The organism is Nocardia sp. NPDC051570 (assembly GCF_044454005.1).
GTDB lineage: Bacteria > Actinomycetota > Actinomycetes > Mycobacteriales > Mycobacteriaceae > Nocardia.
On the sequence record NZ_JBITDI010000002.1, the window covers coordinates 392258 to 415328 of the forward strand.

A 23071-nucleotide genomic window follows, 5' to 3' on the forward strand; every position below is an offset into this window, starting at 1 on the left:
CCTAAGGTTCCGGGACGTCACGTCGCTGCGAATACCTGATTCGGGGAAGCGTACTGGTCATACGTCCAGCACGCTAGAGTTCCTGCCGATCTTGTTGTCGGGAGCGTAGGCGAATCGGCGGCAAATGCGGCCGCGCACCTCCGGAATGTTCGAACGCCCGGCCGGATCGTATAAACGATCCGACCGGGCGTTCACCCTTACGGGACGCTGCCGGCACGGCCCTGGTGCGCCGGCAACGCGTCAATGGGGCAGTTACACGTTCCCCGCGAACATGCCTGCCAGGCCCGCGACTCCCGCGAGAGCGGCACGACCGGTTCCCAATGCGGCGGGGAGGAGAGTCAGAATCATGACGACCCTTTCGGTGCAGACTACCTATGCCGAAACGTACAGCCGCGCAGGGGGTCTCACAATCTCCTTTGCCATACTCTTGGGGAGTTCGAGGACGATTGACAGGCCGCTCTCAGTATTGACAGCGCATTCTCAGTAATAACGCCTCAGCGGATGATCTCGGCCGACAGCGGGAGCTCGGCGACCGAGGCGCCGACGTGCACCGTGAAGGATCCGGTCTCGGTCGCCCAGCCGTCGGCGGTCCAATGCTCGAATGCCCGCCGGGGAAGGGCGATCTCGACGCGCCGGGACACACCGGGTTCCAGTGTGCGGCTTTCGAAGGCCGCCAGCCAGCGAATCGGGCGATCGATCGTGCTCTCGGGGCGCGACAGATACACCTGGACGACCTGCTTACCGGATCGGTCGCCGGTATTGCGCACGGTGACCGCGACGGTGTCGTCGCGCACCGCGAGATCGCTGAATTCCCAGCTGGTGTAGCCCAGTCCGTGACCGAACGGATAGGCGGGCTCGATACCGGCGCGCAGCCAGGCCCGGTAGCCGATGTGCAGGCCCTCCTCGTAGCGCAGCGCGCCGTCGGCGTCGGGGGTCGTATTCAGCACCGGCACCTCGTCCATGGCGGTCGGCCAGGTGGTGGGCAGCCGGCCGCCCGGCTCGCGCGCGCCGGTCAGCACATCGGCCAGCGCCGCGCCGAACTCCTGACCCGGGAACCAGGACAGCAATACCGCGGCCACCTCATCGCGCCACGGCATCTCCACGGGCGCACCGGAATTCACCACCACGACGGTGCGTGGATTGACCGCCGCCACCGCAGCGATCAGGTCGTCCTGACGGCCCGGCAGGCGCAGCGAGGCGCGGTCGACGCCCTCGCTCTCGATCAGTTCGGTCGTGCCGACGACCACGACCGCCACCTCGGCGGTGCGGGCGGCCTCGACCGCGGCGGCGAATTCGTCGTCCTCGTCGCGCTGCGGACGCTCGATGGCGAGGGTGACACCGAGCAACACGCCCAGGCCCGCAATGGCCTCGGGCGTTTCCAGGGTGATCCGCACATCCACCTCCCGGCCCGCGCTCAGGACGCACGGCACCGATCGCTGCGGCGGATCCATCAGCGCCGACAGCGGATCCGAACCCGCCGGGGCGATGGTTTCGTCGAGGACCGTCTCGCCGTCCACCTCGAGTCGGACGTGGCCGACCGCGGCCGCGCCGATCCGCCACTGCCCGTCCGCATCGGCGCGCAGCCGGGCCCTCAGTTCGATAGCCGACGCGCGCGCGGCCGACGCGTCGCCTAACAGCACCAGACTGCCCGCGAGGCGATGCTGGGTATCGATGACGGTATCGCCGTCCAGATAGCGCAGACTCACGCCGGGCGTACCGGTTTCGGGATCGGTGAGCAGTTCCAGCGGGGCCGGTACGAGGCCGTCGGCGACCCGCACGCCCGGCGTATGCACCACCTGTGCAACGGCTTTCAGGCCCTCCAACGGGGTGACGATATGCGCCGGGATGACCGTGGCACTGCCGCCGCCCATCACGCGCGGCTCGGCCGCGCCCGGGCCCAGCAGCGCGATCGAGGCACCCGGGCGCAGCGGCAGCACACCCTCGTTGCGGACCAGCACCATGGCGTCGGCGGCCGCCCGGCGCACCAGTTCATCGGCCTGCGCATCGGTGAAAGCCGGTGTGGGACGCGGAGATCCGTCCAGCGCGCCGACCCGGACCGCGAACCGCAGGATCCGCCGGACCTTGTCGTCGATGGCCGATTCCGGGACGACTCCCGCGCGCACGGCCTGCTCGAGCGGCGCACCCCACAGCATCGGCGGTCCGGGCATGCACAGATCGGTGCCGTGGGCCGCGCCCTCGGTGCTGCGCACGGCGGTCCAGTCGGAGACGACCACACCGTCGAAACCCCAACTGCCCTTCAATGGTTCGGCCAGTAGGGGGTTCTCGGTCATGGTCGTCCCGGCGACGGAGTTGTAGGCCGCCATCATCATCCAGGCCCCGGCCTCGACGCTGCGCTCGAACGGGGACAGGTACAGCTCGTGCAGGGTGCGGTCGCCCACGCGCACATCCACGGTGAAACGATCGGTCTCGGAATCGTTGGCCACGTAGTGTTTCGGGCATGCGCTCACGCCGTGTTCCTGCACGCCGCGCACATAGGCGGCGGCCATCTCGCCGGTCAGCACCGGATCCTCGGAGTAGCACTCGAAATGCCTGCCGCCCAACGGCGATCGATGGAGATTGATCGTCGGTCCCAGTACCGCGTAGACCCCCTTGCGGCGGGCCTCGGCCGCGATCAAGCCGCCGATCTCGCCCAGCAGATCCCGATCCCAGGTCGCCGCCAGGGCGGTCCCCGAGGGCAGGCTCACCGACGGATCCCGCTCGTCCCAGTCCTCGCCGCGCACGCCCGTCGGACCGTCCGAGATCGGCATCTCCGCCAGCCCGATCGCCGGATCCCCGGCCATCCGGAACATGCCGGCCCCCGAGATGAGCCGCAGCTTACCGGGCAGATCCAGCATCGCCAGCACCTGTTCGATGCGCTCGTTCACACACTCTCCCTTCGCCACTCTCCACTGCCGACCAACCACTCGGTAGGCTACCGTCGACGGTACCGATCGATCGCCCGGCGGGCGAGTACGGCCCGAGTGTCATCATGTGGACGCTCGGCGTTTCACATCGATTCGACGCTCGTTTCCATGACCACGAAAGGTTCGAGCGATGCATACGACCACGCGCTCCACCCTTGTCGCAGTGATCGCCATGGCCGGACTCGTTCTGCCCGCACACAATGCGCTGGCCGACGATCCGCTACCCACCAAACAGCAATGGCTCGCCGACGTCGATCAGGCGATGCGCGACGCCAAGCCCTACCTGCACGACCGAAAGGCCAAGGGCGGCAACAACCTCGCCATCGTCCTCGACATCGACAACACGGCCCTGCAGACCCACTACGCCCCCGGTGAGGCCACCCCCGCGGTCCTCGACGCCGCCCGCTACGCCAAGGCCAACGGCTACAGCGTCCTGTTCGCCTCCTACCGCCGCGACGCCGAATCCGCCCAGGACTCCGTCGCCGACGCCGGCTACCCCGTCGACGGCATGTGCGTCCGCTCCCCCGACGACTCCGGCAAGGCCGACACCAAACAACGCTGCCGCCAGGAATACACCGACGCCGGCTACACCATCACCGCCAACATAGGCAACCGCTCCACCGACCTCGAGGGCGGCAACTACGAAAAGCCCTTCAAACTCCCCGATTACAACGGCCGCCTCTCCTGACCCCTCGCCCGCCCGACGGCCCGAATACCCGTCGGGCGGGCAAGTTCCCTGTCCCCCAACATGAGTGGGTACATCCCCGAACATGAGCGGACACATCCCGCAACATGAGCGGGCACGTCCCCCAACACGAACGGGCACGTCCCCCAACACGAACGGGCACGTCCCCCAACACGAACGGGCACGTCCCCCAACACGAACGGGCACGTCCCCATGTCCCCGCCGCGAGCGTCAGCGAGCGGCGGGGTCAGTTCGGGTGGGGGGCGTCTATTCGGGTGATCAGGGTCGCGCCGTCGTGGGAGGCGACGGTGACTACCTGGTGGTAGATGCGAATGGTGTTACCGGGGCGGGATTCGGTGACCGCGACGTCATAGCGGGTGTCGGGCAGGGGGTTGATCTCTACGCAGTAGTGGGTGCCCGCGGGGATCGTGGCGATGCCGAGATCGATCGTCTGGGATGGGGATACCCAGGCGTCGGGGGTGGTGACCGTGCGGGCCAGCGCCCCGGAGCGGGCGATGTAGTAGGCGTGCTGGAAGGCGAGGATGGCGTCGGGGCCCGTGTCCGTGGAGCCGATGCCGTTGCCACGCACCAGTTGTGGGGTGCGCAGGGGTGCGCAGCCGGGACCGCCGCCCAGGACCGCGTCGGCCGGGCCGGCCAGCGCCTGTGGCACGGTCTGCTGCACCCTGGCCTCGATCCGGGCCAGTACGAAACCACCGGCGACCGCGGCGGTGCCGATCATGGCGAACGAGCTGATCATCATCCGGCGGCCGCGCCGTCGACGCGGTAGGGCGTGGCGGCGCCGCGGCCGCGGCGGGGGAATCATGCCGGGCCACACCGGATTCACCACCGAGGTGGTGCGCAGCCGGCCAGCACGACGCGGCCCATTGAATTCCGTCTCCGACGTCATGGCCTCGCCGCACCCCCTTTCCGATCCGTCCGCCTCGGGCTCGCCGATTCGGTATCAGGTTGGGCGATAACAACATTGCATATCGACGGCTCATATGCCGGGCAAATGCCCAAGTCGAAGACGTGTTTCAGGAGTTCGAGTTGTTATCGCCCGTCGAATTCCCCGGCAATTCCAGGACTCCCGGTAGGTTTTGCGTCGCGAGTGGCATAAGAGATTCCCGAGACGACCACGCATATCGGCCGGAGCATGGCCGCCGATGCGGACCCGTCCCCGAATCCGGCCCCTCGGTCGAACTCGCCATGCCTCCGCGCTTCCCGCGCATCATTCCGGCAAACACGCCCGGAATCGCTGCCACGCAGACGGCCGCCATCCCACGACATGTCATCCTCGAAACCTCTCGAATCCCGCTATCCGCCATACGTTTAGCGGCTCTCCCTTCGGGTGGCGGCCCACCGTCGGTCCGGCTATGCTCGTGCCCGAAATTCGAAATCGCCTGGTGGTCTGCGTTTTTCAACCGACTCGTGCGTACAGGGTGACACTCGGGGGAACCGCGGATCCGCGGGTGGAATGCGTGCGCGCGAAAGGTGCCTCGAACGGTGAACCCGCCCCAGGATCGCCCGGGGGAAGCCGCGGCCGTACCGCCTCGACCCCACGCCGACTCCGCACGCACCGCCGCCAGCCGATTCCGCGCTCCCGCACTGACATTCGCCGCCTGCGCCGTGGCGTCGGCGGCCGCCGTCGCGGTCGCCGTCTGGTTCACCCCGCAGACCGTTCGCCTCCCCCTCGCGCTCGGCGGCGGCGCCGCGGCGCTGTTGCTGTGCGCGGCGATCACCGCGGCCGTGGGTTATCGGCAGATCGCCGTCGACTCCCGCCGCGCGCTGGACCGGATCGAACAGCTCGCCGCGGCCCGCGCCGCCGAGACCGCCCGGGCCCTCATCGCCGCCCGCGACGCCGCGGCCGCCCAGGCCCGCGAGGCCAAACACAGCGACGGCCGTCGCGCGGCGGCCATGGCCGCCTTCGCCAACGCCGCGGGCCGCATGCAGGCGATGACCACGAGCATGCTCGCCGAACTGCGCGAGATGGAACACCGCCACGCCGATCCCACGGTGCTGGCCGATCTGCTGCACCTGGACCATCGCACCGCGCAGGCCGGTCGGCTCGCCGACAGCATCGCGGCGCTCAGCGGCGCCCGCTCCGGCCGCCGCTGGGCCAAACCCATTGCGATGGAATCGATCCTGCGCGGCGCGATGGGCCGGGTCGCCGGCTATCAGCGGGTGCGGTTGCGCGCGATCGCCGAGATCGCCATCGCCGGTCACGGGGCCGAGGGCGTCATGCATGCGCTGGCCGAACTGCTCGACAATGCCTGCAACTTCGCCCCGCCCACCACCGAGGTGCACGTCTACGCCGCCGAGGTGCCCGCGGGCGTGGTGGTGACCATCGAGGACAGCGGCTTGGTGATGAGCGAATCGGCACTGCGCCGCGCCGAGCGGACCGTCGCGGGCGTCGCCGCCAATGGCCGGCACGGCACCACCGCCCTGGATCTGTCCTCGCTCACCGGGACCCGGCTGGGCCTGGCGGTGGTGGGGCATCTCGCCCGCAAACACGCACTGACCGTGTCGTATCGGCCGTCCGCGATCGGTGGCACCGCGGTGGTCGTGGTCGTTCCGCGCGAACTGATCGTCCGACTGGACCGCTCCCCGGGCTCGATCGCCACCTTCACCCTGCCCGCCGCACCGCTACCGGCCGAGGCCCCCGCGCCGCCGCCCGCACCGGTCGAGGTCGTCCTGCCCAAGCGCCGCCGCGGCAGCACGCTCGCCGCCGTCCACCCCGACGGCCTGTCCGCACCGCCGCCGAGCACACCCCCGCCCGCCGAACCCGCGCAGCCGTCCGCGCTGGCCGCCTTTCAGCGTGCGGTCTCCGGGCGCACCGCACCGTCCGAATCCGTTGCCGTGGAGAAGGATCTATGACACTGCCCGCGACGTCGCAGCTGGGTTGGCTGCTGGAACAACTGCTCTCGCGCAGCCCGCGCGCCCGCCACGCTGTGTTGCTGTCCAGTGACGGCCTCAAGATCTGCCACACCCCCGAACTCACCGTCGACAAGGCCGATCAGCTCGCCGCGATCGCCGCGGGCATCCAGAGCCTCTCGCACGGCGCCTCCGTCGAATTCGGCGACGGCCGCAGCGGCGTGCGCCAATCCATGACCGAGTTCTACGGCGGCATTCTGTTCATCGTCGAGGCCGGCATGGGCGCGCATATCGCGGTCGTGGCCGCCGAGGACGCCGACGCCGGCCTGATCGGCCACCAGATGCGCGAAATGGTCGAACAGCTCGGCGATCATCTCTCGGCCGCACCGAGATCGCCGGGAGCGAGTCTGTCGTGACGAGACTCGGCCGCGATGAGGATCCCGATCGGCTCTATACGCTGACCGGGGGACGCGCCAGGCCCGACAGCGACGCCTTCGATCTGGTCACCCTCGTGGTGAGCGAATCCGTGCCGACGCCCGGTATGCAGTCCGAGCATCGGGCGATCCTGTCGATCTGCCGGGCGCCGACCGCGGTCGTCGAAATCGCCGCCGAACTACGGGTTCCCGTGGGCATCGCGATGGTGCTGCTCTCGGATCTGTTGCACGCGGGCAAGATCACCGTGCGACATCCGCAGCTGACCTCGAATATTCCCGGGGCACCGTGGAATTCACTGCCCGACTCCGCAACGCTCGAGAAGGTGCTCGTTGGTCTCCGCCAGCTTTGATTCGCGGCCGGCGCGGGCCGACGCGCCGCTGCCCAGCTCCACCCGCACCGGTTTCAAGATCGTCATCGTCGGCGGATTCGGCGTCGGCAAGACCACCATGGTCCGCGCGGTCAGCGAGATCCGCCCGCTGGACACCGAGGCCACCATGACCGATATCGGTGTGGGCGTGGACGATCCGACCGGCGCGCCCGGTAAGTCGACGACGACGGTCGCCTTCGACTTCGGCCGCCTCAGCATCGACGCCGAACATGTGCTGTATCTGTTCGGCGCGCCCGGCCAGGAACGCTTCTGGTTCCTGTGGGATCGACTGTTCGGCGGTGCGCTCGGCGCGATCGTGCTGGTGGACCCGCGCCGCATCGCCGACTGCTGGTACGCCATCGATCGGCTCGAACATCAGCGCACGCCGTTCGTGGTGGCGTGCAACGTCTTCGGCGATGTCTTCGGCGATCAGCCGCACCACCCCGATCTGGTCCGCGACGCGTTGGATCTCGATCCCCATGTGCCACTGCTGGATTGCGACGCCCGCTCGCGCGCCTCGTGCAAACGAGTCCTGATCACCCTCGTCGAACACCTCCACAGCCTTACCCCGCCGACCCCGGAGATCGCGTCATGACCATGCCGTACGCCACCCCCGGTCGACCCGGACACCCTGCGATAGTCCCGTTGAGCGGCCCGCGTTTCCACACCGATCCGCAGCAGCTGTATCGCGAGATGCGCCGCGAGCACGGCCCGGTGGTTGCGGTCGAACTACCCGGCGGCGTGCCCGCGTGGCTGGTCGTCGGCTATCGCGAACTCCATCAGGTCACCAGCGATCCGGAGCTGTTCCCGCGCGATGTGAGCCTGTGGAACCAGTGGCCCAACATCCCGCCGGATTGGCCGCTGCTGCCCATGGTCGGTCAGCCCATGCCCTCGATCTACTTCACCGCCGGGGCCGAACATCGCCGCCACGTATCAATGGTGGAGCCCGCGCTGGAGGCGGTCGATCCGTTCGAATTGCGCAGTGCCTGTGAGGCATTGGCCGATCGGCTGATCGACGGATTCTGCGGCCGCGGCCAGGCCGAGCTGGTGACCGACTTCGCCGAACCGCTGCCGGTGCTGGCGCTCGCGCGCATCCTCGGCTTCCCGGACGAGGACGGTCCGGATCTGGCGTGGACCATGAAGACGTTCACCGACGGCGGGCCCGACGCGCAGGCCGCGCATCTGCGCTTCGCCGACCATATGCGGCGGCTGCTCGCGGCCAAGAAGGCCCGTCCCGGTGCGGATCTGGTCTCGCGCATGCTGACGTGCCCGATGCCGTTCACCGATCAGGAGTATGTGCTCGACCTGATGGCGATCACCGCCGCCGGCCATCTGCCGACCGCGGACTGGATCGGAAACTCGGTGCGGCTCATGCTGACCGACGATCGGTTCGCCGCGGCGCTCGGCGGCGGCCGGCACAGCATCGGGCAGGCGATGAACGAGGTGTTGTGGGAGGACACCCCCACCCAGATCCTGGCCGGGCGCTGGGCCGCGCGCGACACCCGCCTGGGCGACAGCATCGTGCGCGCGGGCGATCTGCTGCTGCTCGGTCTCGCCGCGGCCAACGCGGATCCGCATGTGCGCCAACATCTCGCCGACGGTGTGGAGCCCGCGCACAGCGGTAACAACGCCCACTTCGCGTTCAGCTACGGCGAATACCGCTGCCCGTTCCCGGCGCAGCAGATCGCCGAGATCATCGCGCGCACCGGCATCGAGGTGCTGCTGGATCGGCTGCCCGATATCGATCTGGCCGTGCCCGCGCAGAACCTGGTTCGGCGGCCCTCGGCGTTCCTGCGCGGAATGACCTCCCTCCCTGTCTGTTTCACCCCAGTTCGCGCCGTCGGAGGTGCCCCGTGAGTACATCCTGTCCCCATGCCGAAACCCTCGTGATCGACCCGATGATCGGTGATCTGCACGGCGAGACGACGGCACTGCGCGAGGCGGGCCCGCTGGCCCGCATCGATCTGATGGGCGCGCCCGCGTGGACCATCACCACTCACGCCTTGGCCCGGCAGCTGCTGGTGGATCAGCGGCTGGTCAAGGATATCGGGGTCTGGTCGCTGTGGCAGTCCGGCGCGGTGACCCGGCAGTGGCCGCTGATCGGCATGATCGACGCGGGCCGCTCGATGTTCACCGTCGACGGCGCCGAACACCGCCGGCTCCGCATCAAGACCACCCAGGCCCTCTCGCCGCGCCGCCTCGACGCCCTGCGCCCGGCGATCGAACGCCTCACCACCGAACTGCTCGACGATCTCGCCGTCGCCGGACGCGACGGCGCGGTGGTGGATCTGAAGGCGGTGTTCGCCTATCCGCTGCCGATGCGAGTGATCAGCGAGCTCATGGGCGTCCCGCGCGCGGACCACCCCTGGCTGCTCGAGTCCTACAAGGCGTTCTTCTCCCTGCTCACCCCGCAGGACGAGCGACTGCGCGTGATCGCCGAACAGCACGAGTACTTCACCGAACTGGTCCGCAAGAAGACCGCGCAGCCCGACGACGATCTCACCTCCGCGTTCATCCTCGCCGACGAGGGCGGCGACCGGCTCACCGAGGAAGAGGTCGTCGGCAACCTCAAGGCGCTCGTCGCCGCGGGCCACGAGACCACCGTCTCGCTCCTGCTCACCACCGTCCGTGCCCTGCTCACCCATCCCGGCCAGTTCGCCCGTCTGCGCGACGGCGACTACGACTGGCGTCAGGCCATCGAGGAGTCCCTGCGCTGGGACGGACCGGTCATCCATCTGCTCATGCGCTTCGCCACCGAGGACATCGCGATCGGCGATCTGGTGATCGAAAAGGGTGCGGGCGTTGTCATGTCGTATCGGACCATCGGCCGCGACCCGATCCCGCACGGCCCCGACGCCGACGACTACGACCTCACCCGCCCGACCGCCAACCGGCATATGTCCTTCGGCTACGGCCCGCACATCTGCCCCGGCGCGGCGCTGTCCCGGCTCGAGGCGGCCATCGCGCTGCCCGCGCTGTTCGACCGCTTCCCCGAGCTGAACCTCGCCGTCCCGGTCGAGCAGATCCGCAACCTGCCGGTGCTCACCCAGAACGACCTGGCGGCCTTCCCGATTCGGCTCACCCCGGCCTGACGGACCGAAATCGAGGATTACCGAACGGAATTGAATGCCCGACGGTATGAGATACCGAAAGTCATTGATTTCCACCGAGTATTGAATACCCGAAGGTATTCTCCGGAGTTTGCCGAACATCAGCCATCAATGGTGTGTAGCGTCTGGAACCCTGAAACACTCACGGGGAACGGCGAAGTGATCGGTATTGATGACTGCATGATGCGCATCATGGACATTCCGGGCGCGCGCAGTGTGACACTGGTGGACGGTACGAGCGGACGGTCGGTCGCGGATGCGGGCAGGCATGCGATCGCCGATCGGCGCGAGGATACGTCGACCACGATCGACGTGGTCCGGGCCGTATTGGCCTGTCCCGCACTGTCGACCGGCCGCCCCGGCGACGGCGTGATCGAGATCATCATCGGTGGCACCCACGGATTCCACCTGTTGCATGTGGTGACGGGCGACTTCGACGAGCGGCTGTTCGTCCATGTGCTGTTCGAGGGCGATACGGGCAATCTGGCGATGGCCCGGTATGAATTGCAGGGAATTCTCGACGAGTTTGCCCAGACACGAACCGAGCCGCCGCCGCGCTGGGCGCCGGTCGATCGCGAGGTGCTGAGCCGCCTGCGGGCGGCACTGGAGAGATTCGAGTGATGCCGTGCGCCGCAGCGGTATTCAGCTCCGGCGCAGGATCGCGGTGATACTCGGCCCCGAACCGCCCGTGCTCGCATAGGTCAGTGAGCGGTCGGGATTCAGCTGGAGCGCGGAGACAGTGGCCAAGCCCGCACAGGCGATCCCGCCGAGCGATCGCGCCGCCAGCGTCAGATCGGATTCGCTTGCGCTGAGCAGTCTTTCGACGCGATCACAGCGCAGGCCCGTGGCGCGATCGGTCACCGTCGAGGCGCCCATCTCCTCGGCGTTCTTACCCGAGTTGATTCGCAGCACGATATCGAAGGCGCCCCGCCCATCGCTCGCCGTGCCCGTCCATTCACCGAGAAAGGCCTGTGGGACGGCCCATATCGCCACCACCGGCGTGGTGTCATCCGGACGCGCGGTCGGCGAGGTGGTGCTAGCGCCCCCGCCCGAGATGGTGTGGGCGGCGCAGCCGACCGACAGCATCGCCGTCGCCACCCATACCGGCAGCGCGGCAATCCGATACCGACTCATCGGGCCGAGTGTATGCCGGGACACCTTCGCGCGCCCCGGCATTCGCACTCATCCGGCGAAACGTTCGGCCAGCCAAGTGGTCACAGCGTTGCGATCGTAATCGAGCATGGCGAAATGCGCGCCGAGGTTGTCCGGATCCGGATTCGGCACCATCACCTCGCCGCGCTCGTAGCGCACATACAGCGGCGGGTTGTCCGGATTGGTCACCGGCAGTTCCTCCTCGGCGAGGGCGTCCACGCCGCGCACGCTGATCGTGAAGCCGGGCAACTGGACCTCGGTGGTCTCGGTCTTGACGCGCTGATCGTCGGCGGATTGCGAGATACGGATCGGCACCGAGATCGGCAGGTCCGGATTCATCAGCCGCAGTTGATCCTCGAACTTCGTCTGCTCGGCATTCGGCTTGGCCGGATACGGATTCAGCAGGGTGCTGCGGAACTGCTGGATGCCCAGCAGGCCACCCCAGGAATCGGAATCACTCAGTCCCGCACGGCATCTGGTCAGCACATCCGGCCATACGAGCAGCGCCGTATCCGAGAGCACCTTGTCCACATCGATGGTCGTATCGCCGACGACCGCGCCGGACAGGAACAGGGGCGTGAATGCGAATCCGCCGTCGGTGGCGGGCAGCAGCGATCCGGCGCGGACGATGCCGTAGGGATGATTCGCCGGAGCCATCGCGGCGACCCCGACCAGACCCGGGACCCGGCCGCCGTGATGGGCGGCGAACAGCGCGGCCTGCCCGCCCTGGGAGTGCCCCATGATGGCGTACTGCTCGCCGACGTACTCGCCGAACAGCCTGCGGGTGGTCTCGACGATATCGAGTACGCCGTGCGCCTCGGACTTCCCGAGCAGATAGGGATGGCGGCGACCCTCCACGCCGAGGCCCTCGTAATCGGTCATCGCGACCGCCCAGCCCTGATCGAGGAAACCGTTGAGCAACCGCTGCGGATACTTGTTCATCGGATGAGCGCTCGAGCCCACGTAGTCGCGCGACGGGCCGCAGGTCGGACAGACACCGACCGTGCCGTGCGCGAACGTCACGATCGGATAGCCCTGCCCGTCACGAGGCGGATCGTTGGGCAGAGCGATGATCCCGGAGACCGCGATGGGCTCCCCGTCGGCGGCCTCGGATCGGTACAGCACCAGCCAGTTCTGGCCGTGGGTGAGTACGGCCTCCGGATTGTCCAGGGGCCGAAGGAAGATCGGATCTCCGAACGTTCCGTGTGGAAGTTCGGGCAGCGGTGCGTAGAAGGCGTCACCCTCGGGTGCGGACGGTCCATCGAATACCGGCTTATGGTCCATGACCTATCCCTTCCGGGGCAGCGAGACCAGGCGGCGACCTGGAGAAGCATCGCTGCCGGATTCAGCGTATCGCCGTAACATGCGCTGCCACAGGGCATTTCGGCACAACGGACGGTCGGTATCCCGGCGGGTCCCCGGCCCGACACCACGCGAAGTTCGGCCCCGGCCTCCACCCATTCCCCCGCAACATTTGCTAGAAAGTAGCAACAGGGCAATCAGGGCATCACACTTAGGTAACGAAGTGATCTTTTCAGCACCACTGGGCGACTAGTCTTCGGCAGTAGACCATTCGCCTCAGCGCTGGTGTCGAGCCTGCCTCGACCGATCCAGCTCTCCTGCGAACAGCGGTGCACCTACTCCGACCGGGAAGGTGTTGCGAGATGGCTCAGGTATTGCTCGTCGCGATCATCGCCGCGACCATTGCGATGGTCGCCTTCGTGGTCGGGGATCGGATCCGGCCGAAGGCGTGGCGGCACGCCGGCGACGAGGTGGCCAGCACGCTGGCGCTCGATCTGGTGAAGACGTACTTCACGGCCCTGGTCGCCTTCGTCTTCGTCCTGGGCTGGCAGCAGCACAACTCCGCCCACGACCACACCATCGCCGAGGCGAAGGGCCTGGTCGAAACGTACCGGGCCGCCGAGTCGTTCCCGCCGCAGCAGCGCCAGCGGATCCAGCAGCTGGTGCGCGACTACACCTCCGGCGTGCTCGACGACGAGTGGCCGATGATGGAGCGCGAGAACCGCATGAGCCCCGATACCGCGGCGACCTTCGAGACGCTGCGCCGGACCGTGGTGGCGATCCACTCCCCCGATTCGGCCGTCACCGAGGCCCGGTCCAGGGCGCTGTCCGGCATCGATAAGACGGCGTCCGCGCGGCAGGAACGCGCCATCGATATGGAGCGCACGATTCCCGAATTCCTGTATGTAGCACTGTTTTTCGGTGCGGGAATGGTCACGCTGAATCCGGTCCTCAACGGCATCCGGCTGACCCGGCGCAGCCTCGCGATGACCGCGCTGCTCGGCGTCGTCATCGGGGTCGCGCTCCTGGCCATCCACGACCTCGAACGCCCGTACACCGGCTCGATCGAGGTACCCAAGGACGCCTTCGAAAACGCCCAGGCCGACTTCAAACGCATCGGCACCTCCCCGAACTACTTCGGCGAATGACGCTCCGGCATCGAGCTTGCCCCGCAAGGACTTTCGCCTTGGCCCTGGCCCTGGTGCCGATGACCCTGTGTGCCGCACCCGTTCTCGCGGACCCTGCCGACGGTCCCGCACCCGCCGAACCCGCCCTGGCGACCTGGGGACCCCACACCGAGCCCCCCTCCACCCCAACGAATTCCGACCCATACGCCAGCCGCGACGACACCGCACCGGCCGAATCCGCCCGCGACCCGAATCCGCCGCAACAGCCCGAGGACCGCCCCGCCGAACCGAACGACGCACCCAAGCCGCCACCACCACTCGCGACCGGCAGCGCCATCGGACCGGCCCCGCCGACCGGCAGCGCGGGCATCGACATGCCGCTGTCGCTCACACCGAAGGCCACCCGGCCGACCGATCCGGCGGCGGATGGTCACGCCGAAATACCCACGGCGGCAACCACATCCGGCGCCGCCACGCCGGTGCTGGTCGGCCCGGACACCGGCAGCATGCTCGCCGGATGCGCGGGCAGTGCCGCACTGGGCGGTTCGGCGCTACTGGCAGGCTCGGCGTTGGGCAGTGTGCTGCTGATCCCCGCGCTCTACATAGGCGCGCTGGGTGGGGCGATCGTGCTGGGATCGGGAAGCTTCCCGCTGGCCGGTTCGGGCGGATCCGCGGCGGCGGGCGCGCTCCCGGCTCTGATCCTGGGCAGCACGACCCTCGGCAGCGCCTTGGCCGGAGGCGGCGCGCTCACCTGTCTGCTGGCCTTCCCGACCGTTCCGCCTGTGCCCGAATTCCCGCTCATCGTCCCCCCTCTCCCACTGGGCCCGGTCGCCGCGCCCGTCGGCGCACCCGCCGCACCGGCCCTCGCCCCGCCGGGGCCGCCCGTACCGGTGCCGCCACCCCTGATGCCGACCTCGCCCGTGGCCGCCGACATCGAACTGGCCACAAGCCCGCCGATCTGGGACACGATGGAGTTCGTGACCGTGCTCATCGTCGTGGTCATCCTCGGGACGACGGGTGTGACGACGAGCAGTACCAGCGGCAACGGCAATGCCAAGAAGCGGCGGCCGCGCTAGGCGGTGTCCTGCAAGTCATCGCAGCCATAGGACGATCGCGGCGATGGTGAGTTCGGCCTGGTAGTAGGCGGCTCGTTTGGCGTAGCGGGTGGCCAGATCGCGGAATTGTTTGAGCCGGTTGAAGCATCGCTCGACCACGTTGCGCTGCTTGTATGCCTCGGCGTCGAACGCCGGTGGTCGGCCGCCGCGCGATCCTTTGGCCTTGCGTCCTTCGATTTGATCGCGCCGTTCGGGACTGACGAACCGGACTCGGCGGTCGCGTAATGCCAGCCGGGTCGAGGGATGGGAATATGCCCTGTCCGCGAGCACCGCGTCGGGACGGACACGGGAACGTCCCGGCCCGACGCGGGAAACACTGATCCCATCGAGAAGCGCCAGAATCTGCGGGTTGTCCCCGGCCTGACCAGGGGTGAGCAGGACTCGCATCGGCAACCCGCGTCCATCGACAGCGAGGTGGATCTTGGTGCTCAGCCCACCTCGGGATCGTCCGAGTGCTTCTCCCTCGACGGCGATGGCATCGCCGAATCTCGTTGTGGCGCCCCCTTTTTCCGGGCACCAGCCGCATGCTGGTGGGCCCGGACCACGCTGGAATCCACGCTGAGGATCCACTCGACCTCACCGACCGAGTCGTCCTTGACGATCACCTCGTCCAGCAGCCGCTGCCAGGTGCCGTCAGCGGTCCACAGTCGCAACCGTTCATGCGCGGTCTTCCATGGCCCATAGCGTTCTGGCAGGTCACGCCACGGAGCGCCGGTCCGGAGCTTCCACAGAATCGCGTTGATCACCTGACGGTGATCACGCCAGCGTCGGCCCCGGCCCGACACCGGCAACATGGGCTCGATCCGAGCCCATGCACGATCCGTCAACTCACCCCGGCCAACCACCACATACAACTAACACACACCAGCACAACGACTTACAGGACACTGCCTAGGCCTCCACCACGAAAGGCGCTGCGGCCGCGCGCATCCGCTCGCCGCTGACCCAGGTCGCATGGAATCCCAGGGGAATCCGGGTCGGTACGCCCAGGCGGCATACCGGACCGGCGCTCGGATCGGCGGCGTCGTAGATCCAGACCTCCGCCAGATCGGTATGGCCGTTGTAGGCGAACATGGTCAGCCACGCATCGTCCTCGGCGGTCGCGCCCGGCCGCGGGACCACGGTCAGCTCGCTGCCGTAGATGCCCTCGCCGAAGGGCTGGGTGTGCTTGGCGCCGGTGAGTACGTCGTATTTCACGAGCGCGTCGAAGAGCATGGTCCGATCCACCGACAGCCGCATCTGATACGCCCAGCGCCCGCGCGTGCCCGTGCGGCTCTGGTCGATCGCCGGGAATTCGGTGTTCACATCGTCGAGCTGCTCCTCGGCGGTCGCGCCGGTGCGCAGGTTGAACCGGTACCGATACAGCGTCGCCTCGGGCCGCAGATAGCTCAGCAGCTGTGCCAGTGGATGAGTGCGATCCGAGGCCGGACTGGGTCGCGCGACCCGGCAGGCGATCAGGACGATCTCCTCGCCGTCCTCCCACGCGTTGACGGTGTGATAGATGTAGCCCGGCTTCGCCTCGAACCAGCGCGCCCGCGCACCGTCGCCGCGACGCGGCAACACGGCGAAGCGACTGGGCAATTCGCGATCGAAGAACAGCTTGAACCGGCCCGCCGCCGCGGCCCGCGGATCGTTGTACAGCGGCAGATCCATGAGGATCGAGTAGTTCTCGGTGATCGCCATATCGTGCGGCAGGCGCGGGCCGGGCAGCTCGAGCCCGGTGTAATGGGTGACCGCGCCGGACGGATCGGCGACCCCGTAGCGCAGATACGGCGCGTGGATGCCGTAGTCGAAGAATACGAATTCCTCGGTGCGCTCGTCGACCTTCGCATGTGCGGACACCTCACCGGGCAGCGTGCCGCCGAACGTATCGACCCCGCGCGTCTCGAGGCTGATCGGATCCAGCGCGTACGGCCTGCCCGCCCGGTACCACAGGGCCAGCAGATTGCCATGATGGAAGATCACATCGGTGTTGGCGGAGTCGCGTTCCCGGCGATCGCCGGGCGGATTGGCATCCCACGGCTCGATCACCCCGCGCCACAGCGCGGTGCCCGCGGCGCGCTCGGCCTCGAATTCGCGAGTTCGCACAAAGCGATTGCGATAGGTGGCCCGGCCGTTCTCGAAATGCACCGCATGCAACATGCCGTCGCCGTCGAACCAGTGGTAGCGGCCCAGCGGCGCGAACTGCGGATTGGGCCCGTTGCGCACGTAGACCCCGTCGAGATCGGCGGGCAGCTCACCCGCGAGCACCGGAAGGTCGGTGGCGGTGATCTCCTCGGACTGCGGCGCGTACGGACCCTCCAGATACGGATTGGTCAGCGCCTCGGCCGCCGGTGCGATGAGTTCTTCCTTCAGCGTCATGACCGCGCCTCCCCGACAACTACATTTAATGAAGTGGTACGCGCCTCATCCGACGCTGTCAAGGGACGGTCGCGTCGCCGCCGGTACCGGTTCGAACCGAATATCGGTGCGCGCCAAGCACATCCCGCAGCCGCGGCAGCGCAGCGCGGGGACCAGCGGCTGCCCACACGCCCGGTGGTGGATGCGCGGACCGGAATCCGGCCCATCCGGATGCGCCCGCTGGGCCCAGGCCAGCAGGAAGACGAATACGCCGAACAACGCGCGCCCGCGCGGGGTGAGCCGATACTCCCGCGCCGCGCCCGCGCCGTCGCCGGGCCGGCGCAGGATGCCCGCCGCGCACAGCCGCGCCAGCCGTTCGGTGAGGGTGGTCGGCGAAATGTTCAGCACCGCACCGAATTCCCCGAATCGGCGCACCCCCGCCAGCGCCAGCCCGGTGACCACCGCACTCCAGCGGTCGCCGATTGCCTCCATGATCTCGTCGAATCGCGCATCACCCGGACCCGGCTCGATCGATCGCGCCGAGCGCCGCCGCCCGGAGGTGAGCCGCCACAGCGCGTCGGACGCCAGCTCGACGCCGGTGTCGCGGGCGGTCACGGCGCACCCGCAGGCGCGGCACATCGGCACCGGCGGGCCGCGGTGGCCGCAGTCGAGGTGGACCATTTCGGGCAGCACCGCGCCCTCGCGGGTCCATTCCCGCTGCCAGGACCAGACACACACCAGAATCTCCCAGGTGTCCAGGCCCAATGCGGTGAGCCGGTACTCCCGCGCGGATCCCGTTGCGCGCGTGAGGACTCCGGCGTCCACCAGGGCGGTCAGGCGCGCGCTCAGCACGGCCGGGGGCGCGCCGGTCAGCTCGCTCCACTGCGTGAACCGGCGCGCGCGATGAGTGAAGGCCAGGCGCAGGATGGTCAGCGTCAGGCGATCGCCGAGCAGATCGAAGGTCGCCGCCACCGGATCGACCGCGGGCTCGGGCCGCGCGGGAATCCCGTCGAACATCACTACATCAACTGTAGTCAATGCGCCGCCCAGCCGGATGATTGCCCAGATTTCACCGGCCGGAGCCCTCACGAAACTGTGGCATCGCGCGGAGTGCGCAATACGAATACGGTGGGTATATGCGCACTTCCGTACACCTGGTGCTGTTCGCCTGCGCCATCGTCATGGCCGTCGGCGCGTTCGGGCCGCTGATCGGCTCGCTCGAGGCCCGAGACGTACGACTCGACGATCTGCGCGACGGTTTCGCGACGGGTCGATCGCTCGATCAGATCTCAGCCCAATCGATCTCGTTGCAGACCTCCCTCGCGGTGGTCCTGCTGGGCATCGCCGCGGTCGTGCTGCTGGCCGCGCTGTTCGGCTCGCGCATCCTCGGCCGGCTCGCCGTCCTGGCCGCCATCGCCGCGCTGGCGGTGCTGGCCTGGCGGTTGGACGAGCGGTTCGATCATCAGCTGCGCACCGACTACCGCCAGCTGCTCACCGGCGTCTGGGGCCTGTATCTGTTCGGCGGCGCCACGATCGTCGCGCTGCTGGTCGTACTCGCGCCCCGGGAGCGGAGGGCCGCCCGGATGTCCCCTCGCTGAGATCCGCGAATTCCCACCGGCGCCAACGCCTTTGAAGCACCCCGCGGCGAAGACATCGCCGCGCAAGGGATTACCGCCCCGCTCGGCGGTCATGCCCGAGGGCCACCCGCCTGATATCCGAATCTTGTAGCGCGGAAAGGGTTTCGTCCGCCGGGCAGAGGATACGCGACTCCACCGGTGCCGTTCGATCGCCCGAGGAAACGCATGCCACAGACCTCACGCTTGGAACGACGTATCATGCGGGACTTTCCCGAGCCCGGCTCGACTCGGGAAATCCTTGTCGCGCTGGATCGCATGGTCGAGGACGCGGGCTATGACGAGGACTACTTCACATCGGAGCGGGTCAAGGCCGGCATCATCATGCTCGCCAATGGCAGTCTGACCAAGTTTCGCAGCGCGGTAGACCTCGCCGAGACCGACTGGCGCGATCTGCTGGTTGCCGCCGGTCTCGCCCACGAGGACTGGCCCGCTCGGCTGGACGCGGAACTCGGGCCCGCCGACGGCGGTGCCTCGTAAAGCAGCCTTGGGTAAGTAGTTCGGGTGGCGAATCACGGCGCCGCGGCCACTCACTCACCTGAGCGTCGCCGCAGTATTAGGCCAGTGCCCAGGAAAAGGTGGCCTCTGCTGTGAATGACGCTCGGGTCGTTGGCGTTTCGGCAGAAAAGGCGTGGTCGGTTCGAGATCCCGGCTATTGTGACGTGTTGACGGACAACAGGCCCTCAGTGATCCAGCTCGGTTGTCACCCACTCCTGCAGGAGTCCTGTGTGGACGATCGGAGAAGTCTGGGACCGAGGCAGGTCTGTCGAGAGTTGCGAGGAGATCGTTGCCCGACACGCCGATCCAGGAGTTGGCTATGACTGACCTAGTCGGAAGGACCGCTTCTCGTAGCCGGGGCGTCCAGCGTCATCGGCCGGCGTCCTGCCGCTCGACGGGGCGGTGAAGAACATGCTTTTCGGCACGAGCCGACCCCACCACAGCCGACGGCGTGGACGGGTTGTTGAGCGACCTCACCGACGGGCATCATGGAAGGAGTGGATCGCTGCTGTCGGGGTTGTGATCCGATCGGCCGAAGTCTCTGGCCTCGAGCCTGCCGAAAGAAGGCAACTTGCAGTGGATGTTCGTGACGTTCCGTGCGGGCCCGGACGTTTGCCGGTTCTCGGCCACGGTTGGAGATTGTGGCGTGATCCAGTCCAGTTCATGGTGGATCTGGTCAGCGTCGGGAAAGTAGCACGCGTCGATATCGGCAATCGCGTTGTCTATGTCATTACGGATTTCGAACTACTCCACAGGGTGTTGGTAGAGAACTCCGATGCCTACGAGCGAGGGCTCCTCTTCGAACGCATCCGTCTCATATTCGGAGAATCGCTGATCGTCGCGGATGGTCAGCGACACAGGGATCTTCGTCGGCTGTTGCAACCAGCGTTCCATCGGACAGAGTTGGACGGCTACGCGCCCATCATCAAGCATAATGCGGATGCGTTGGCGAGTTCGTGGCGGCCAGGCCAGATTGTCGAGGTCCGTTCCGCACTGTCGGAGGTGGTGATCGTCGACCTGCTTGCGTCCATGTTCTCGCACGAACCCGATACCGAGGAGCTGCAACTCATCTCGGGTCTGATCGAGGACATAGGTGGAGGCGCCATAGTGGGCAGTGTGCTGCCCAAGATGCTGGCAAGCCTGCCATTGCCGGTGAATCGCAAATTCCTGTCGGCTGGAACGAAACTGCGAGACTACTGCCGGGACCTGCTCGTCGCGCGCCGGGTCAGCGGTGACCGCCGGAGCGACCTGATCGGCATCCTGCTGGAATCGTCGAGTGAGGAACACCGTAGTGACGAGTTCCTGGCAGAGCAGGCCGTGACCATTCTCTTCGGCGGGCTCGATGCCTTGACCGCCACGCTGACCTGGGCTCTCTACGAGTTGTCCCAGCGTCCGGAGGTGGCTTCGAAACTGAAGCACGAGATCTCCGCCGCAGGAGATCTCAATCCCCGAAGCCTCGACAAGCTCGACTACCTGAACCGGTTCCTGAACGAGGTCACGCGGATCCATTCGCCACTACTGCAGACCAGACGCAGTGTCACCACGGTCGAACTCGACGGTTTCACATTTCCCGCTGGGACCGATATCGGATACAGCATTGCAGCTATTCACCGCAACCCGGATGTTTTCGCCGAGCCGAACACTTTCGACCCCGATCGGTGGCCGCCCTCGAACTCTGGGGCGAAATGCAGAAGCTTCGTTCCGTTCAGCATGGGCAATCAGATGTGTATCGGTAGCAATTTTGCCTGGGTGGCACTGCAGACGACTCTCCACAGCCTGCTGTCGAAGTGGGAGTTCCAGCCGGTCACAACCAAGAAGCTCCCGCGAGCCATGGGTCCGATCCCCGGGCTGAGAAGGCTTCCGCTCGAGGTTCGTCCAGTCTCCGTGTAATCACACCGTAGCCATCGGGCTCGTGGGACTTGGCTCAGGTTGTGCCTGATTTGGCGAGCGTCGCTCTGCGGCGTCCGGACAACCGGCGAACGAGGATGGGTAGGACGGCTGTGGTGATGAAGAGGGTGGCGGCGACGAGGATGAAGTACAGCAGAGATCCGGTGCGGCCGAAGCGAGGGAGGAAGGCGACTTGCTGGCCGGTTGCGGCGACAGCGTTGAGGAACGGGGCGTAGGCCTGCAGCGTGTACCCATGAGGTAGCAGATTGATGTAGTTCTCGCCCGCATAGACCCAGAACAGAAGGACGGCGACGGCGGCGGACGGAGTGCGAATCAGTGACCCGACCGCGATACCTACCCCGCATGCGGCGAACGCGTAGATCGGGACGGTCCAGAGGAACCGGATACCGGCGGAGTCGGTGATGTCCACAGCCCCATAGATTCGGGGGAACAGGTGTGGCAGCGTGACCATGACGACGACGAGCAGAACAACTGTCGAGATTGCCGTGATGGTGCCGTAGTAGATCCACCGGGCCAATGCGACCGTCCAGGACCGGGGAAACAGGAAGGCATTGAGATCGCTTGTCTGACCGCGCCATTGGGTGGCATGGGCGTAGGCGGCGGTGACCATCATGACCGACACGGACAAGGTGATCACCCAGTACACGGAATTGGTGGTGGAGACCGCGGCCACGTAACTCACTCCGGGGAGGGTGGCGAGTCGTTCTGCCACGGCGGCGATTCCGAAGGTGACGACCAGCGGCAGCACGAAGGTGAGGGGGACGGCGACGGTCCACAGGAAGCTGCGCCCGGTGGTGCGGGTCCATTCGGCGGCGACGCCGCGGCGGATCAGGGTGGCCGGACCGAGGCTGTTCATGGGGCCACGCCGAACGCGAGGTGGGTAGGCAGGCCGGCGATTCGCAGATAGGCGTCTTCGAGGCTGGTCTCGCCAGGGCCCAGGGTGTCCATGAGGTGGGCGAACGGCTGGTCGGACAGGATGCGCCGGTTTCCGAGGATGACGATGTGGTCGGCGTTGCGTTCGACCTCATCGAGCAGATGCGTGGCAACCAGCACACAAGTCCCGGCATCAGCGAGCTGGCGCAGCAGTTCGCGCATCCAGCGGATGCCCGCGATGTCGAGGCCGTTGAGAGGTTCGTCGAGCAGCAGGGTCCGAGGCTCGGAGAGCAATGCGGCGGCGATGCCGACACGTTGGAGCATGCCGAGCGAAAAGTGCCCCAGCCGACGATCGGCGACCCGGACGAGGTCGACGATCTCGAGGACGTCGCCGACCCGGCCGGTGGGTAGTCCACGGGCGCGGGCGATCCAGCGTAGGTGCCGACGTGCGGTGTGGCGTGGGTCGAAAGCTCGGTAGTTGAGGTGCATTCCGAGAGTTGCCGGTGTGGTGTGATGGGCCCGGATGAGGGTGCCGTCGACCCGGACGGTGCCGATGGCAGGCGCCATGATGCCGCAGATACACCGCAGTAGCGTGGTTTTGCCGGTGCCGTTGAGACCGATCAGGTAGGTGAGTGCCCCGTCTGCCACGGTCAGTTCGGGGACTTCGAGGACGGTCACGCCCGGGTAGCTCAGGGTGAGGTCACGAATGTCGATCACGGCGCTCGCAGCT

22 protein-coding genes are annotated in these 23071 nt (G+C 67.4%); 13 read left to right on the forward strand and 9 right to left on the reverse strand.

Features of this window, described 5'->3' with window-relative positions; genetic code table 11:
- Window positions 1-494: 494 nt before the first annotated feature.
- The gene (locus tag ACIA76_RS05470; RefSeq protein ID WP_397148769.1) at window positions 495-2885 is read right to left on the reverse strand and encodes a beta-glucosidase H; all 2391 of its coding nucleotides are present in this window, start codon (window positions 2883-2885) and stop codon (window positions 495-497) included.
- A 169-nt stretch (window positions 2886-3054) separates the two neighbouring features.
- On the opposite strand from ACIA76_RS05470, the gene ACIA76_RS05475 reads away from it, so the two are divergent.
- Window positions 3055-3612: an HAD family acid phosphatase gene (locus tag ACIA76_RS05475; protein WP_397148771.1), complete on the forward strand. Its 558-nt coding sequence runs from the start codon at window positions 3055-3057 to the stop codon at window positions 3610-3612.
- Between the two features lie 244 nt (window positions 3613-3856).
- On the opposite strand, the gene ACIA76_RS05480 is transcribed toward ACIA76_RS05475, so the two are convergent.
- A complete protein-coding gene (locus ACIA76_RS05480; protein WP_397148774.1) occupies window positions 3857-4516 on the reverse strand; it encodes a hypothetical protein in 660 nt (219 codons plus the stop codon).
- Window positions 4517-5112: 596 nt separating this feature from the next.
- Here ACIA76_RS05480 and ACIA76_RS05485 point away from each other — a divergent pair.
- The 7 genes from ACIA76_RS05485 (at window position 5113) to ACIA76_RS05515 (ending at window position 11013) form a co-directional block, all read left to right on the forward strand.
- Window positions 5113-6483 (forward strand): sensor histidine kinase, encoded by a 1371-nt coding sequence (locus ACIA76_RS05485; protein ID WP_397148776.1) that lies wholly within the window; start codon window positions 5113-5115, stop codon window positions 6481-6483.
- Window positions 6480-6896 (forward strand): roadblock/LC7 domain-containing protein, encoded by a 417-nt coding sequence (locus ACIA76_RS05490; protein WP_397148778.1) that lies wholly within the window; start codon window positions 6480-6482, stop codon window positions 6894-6896. The genes ACIA76_RS05485 and ACIA76_RS05490 overlap by 4 nt, the downstream gene beginning before the upstream one ends.
- Entirely contained in the window at window positions 6893-7264 is a 372-nt protein-coding gene (locus ACIA76_RS05495; RefSeq protein ID WP_397148780.1) for a DUF742 domain-containing protein, read from the forward strand. The genes ACIA76_RS05490 and ACIA76_RS05495 overlap by 4 nt, the downstream gene beginning before the upstream one ends.
- Before the next feature lie 28 nt (window positions 7265-7292).
- On the forward strand, window positions 7293-7877 hold the full coding sequence (locus ACIA76_RS05500) for a GTP-binding protein (protein WP_397149416.1): 585 nt from the start codon (window positions 7293-7295) through the stop codon (window positions 7875-7877).
- The gene (locus ACIA76_RS05505) at window positions 7874-9139 is read left to right on the forward strand and encodes a cytochrome P450 (RefSeq protein WP_397148782.1); all 1266 of its coding nucleotides are present in this window, start codon (window positions 7874-7876) and stop codon (window positions 9137-9139) included. Before ACIA76_RS05500 ends, ACIA76_RS05505 begins: the two co-directional genes overlap by 4 nt.
- Window positions 9136-10374, forward strand: a complete 1239-nt coding sequence (locus tag ACIA76_RS05510; RefSeq protein ID WP_397148785.1) for a cytochrome P450 — start codon at window positions 9136-9138, stop codon at window positions 10372-10374. The genes ACIA76_RS05505 and ACIA76_RS05510 overlap by 4 nt, the downstream gene beginning before the upstream one ends.
- 210 nt (window positions 10375-10584) lie before the next feature.
- Window positions 10585-11013: a hypothetical protein gene (locus tag ACIA76_RS05515; RefSeq protein WP_397148787.1), complete on the forward strand. Its 429-nt coding sequence runs from the start codon at window positions 10585-10587 to the stop codon at window positions 11011-11013.
- A gap of 21 nt (window positions 11014-11034) precedes the next feature.
- Here ACIA76_RS05515 and ACIA76_RS05520 read toward each other — a convergent pair whose 3' ends face one another.
- Window positions 11035-11526 (reverse strand): hypothetical protein, encoded by a 492-nt coding sequence (locus ACIA76_RS05520; protein WP_397148789.1) that lies wholly within the window; start codon window positions 11524-11526, stop codon window positions 11035-11037.
- Between the two features lie 48 nt (window positions 11527-11574).
- Window positions 11575-12828 carry an alpha/beta hydrolase family protein gene (locus ACIA76_RS05525; RefSeq protein ID WP_397148792.1) on the reverse strand — a complete coding sequence of 418 codons (1254 nt, stop codon included), beginning with the start codon at window positions 12826-12828 and terminating at the stop codon, window positions 11575-11577.
- A gap of 380 nt (window positions 12829-13208) precedes the next feature.
- On the opposite strand from ACIA76_RS05525, the gene ACIA76_RS05530 reads away from it, so the two are divergent.
- On the forward strand, window positions 13209-13994 hold the full coding sequence (locus ACIA76_RS05530) for a hypothetical protein (protein WP_397148794.1): 786 nt from the start codon (window positions 13209-13211) through the stop codon (window positions 13992-13994).
- Between the two features lie 38 nt (window positions 13995-14032).
- Window positions 14033-15049: a hypothetical protein gene (locus ACIA76_RS05535; RefSeq protein WP_397148796.1), complete on the forward strand. Its 1017-nt coding sequence runs from the start codon at window positions 14033-14035 to the stop codon at window positions 15047-15049.
- Between the two features lie 15 nt (window positions 15050-15064).
- Here the strand turns inward: ACIA76_RS05535 and ACIA76_RS05540 are convergent.
- The 3 genes from ACIA76_RS05540 to ACIA76_RS05550 form a co-directional block, all read right to left on the reverse strand.
- Window positions 15065-15882 (reverse strand): IS5 family transposase gene (locus tag ACIA76_RS05540; protein WP_397148799.1). Its coding sequence is split into 2 segments (ribosomal slippage): window positions 15065-15585 and window positions 15585-15882, totalling 819 coding nucleotides; the frame shifts between segments, so codons are not numbered across the junction.
- Window positions 15883-15979: 97 nt separating this feature from the next.
- Window positions 15980-17449 (reverse strand): carotenoid oxygenase family protein, encoded by a 1470-nt coding sequence (locus ACIA76_RS05545; RefSeq protein WP_397148801.1) that lies wholly within the window; start codon window positions 17447-17449, stop codon window positions 15980-15982.
- 45 nt (window positions 17450-17494) lie between these two features.
- On the reverse strand, window positions 17495-18445 hold the full coding sequence (locus ACIA76_RS05550) for a winged helix-turn-helix transcriptional regulator (RefSeq protein WP_397149418.1): 951 nt from the start codon (window positions 18443-18445) through the stop codon (window positions 17495-17497).
- Window positions 18446-18564: 119 nt separating this feature from the next.
- Between ACIA76_RS05550 and ACIA76_RS05555 the strand changes: the two genes are divergently transcribed.
- The 3 genes from ACIA76_RS05555 to ACIA76_RS05565 all read left to right on the forward strand — a co-directional run bounded on the left by ACIA76_RS05555 (window position 18565) and on the right by ACIA76_RS05565 (window position 21450).
- On the forward strand, window positions 18565-19026 hold the full coding sequence (locus ACIA76_RS05555; RefSeq protein ID WP_397148804.1) for a hypothetical protein: 462 nt from the start codon (window positions 18565-18567) through the stop codon (window positions 19024-19026).
- A gap of 237 nt (window positions 19027-19263) precedes the next feature.
- The gene (locus tag ACIA76_RS05560) at window positions 19264-19542 is read left to right on the forward strand and encodes a hypothetical protein (protein ID WP_397148806.1); all 279 of its coding nucleotides are present in this window, start codon (window positions 19264-19266) and stop codon (window positions 19540-19542) included.
- A gap of 429 nt (window positions 19543-19971) precedes the next feature.
- Complete coding sequence (locus ACIA76_RS05565) at window positions 19972-21450, forward strand: cytochrome P450 (protein WP_397148808.1); 1479 nt, start codon at window positions 19972-19974, stop codon at window positions 21448-21450.
- A gap of 34 nt (window positions 21451-21484) precedes the next feature.
- Here ACIA76_RS05565 and ACIA76_RS05570 read toward each other — a convergent pair whose 3' ends face one another.
- Window positions 21485-22324, reverse strand: a complete 840-nt coding sequence (locus ACIA76_RS05570; protein ID WP_397148810.1) for an ABC transporter permease — start codon at window positions 22322-22324, stop codon at window positions 21485-21487.
- Entirely contained in the window at window positions 22321-23058 is a 738-nt protein-coding gene (locus ACIA76_RS05575; protein ID WP_397148812.1) for an ABC transporter ATP-binding protein, read from the reverse strand. The genes ACIA76_RS05570 and ACIA76_RS05575 overlap by 4 nt, the downstream gene beginning before the upstream one ends.
- Between the last annotated feature and the right edge of the window lie 13 nt (window positions 23059-23071).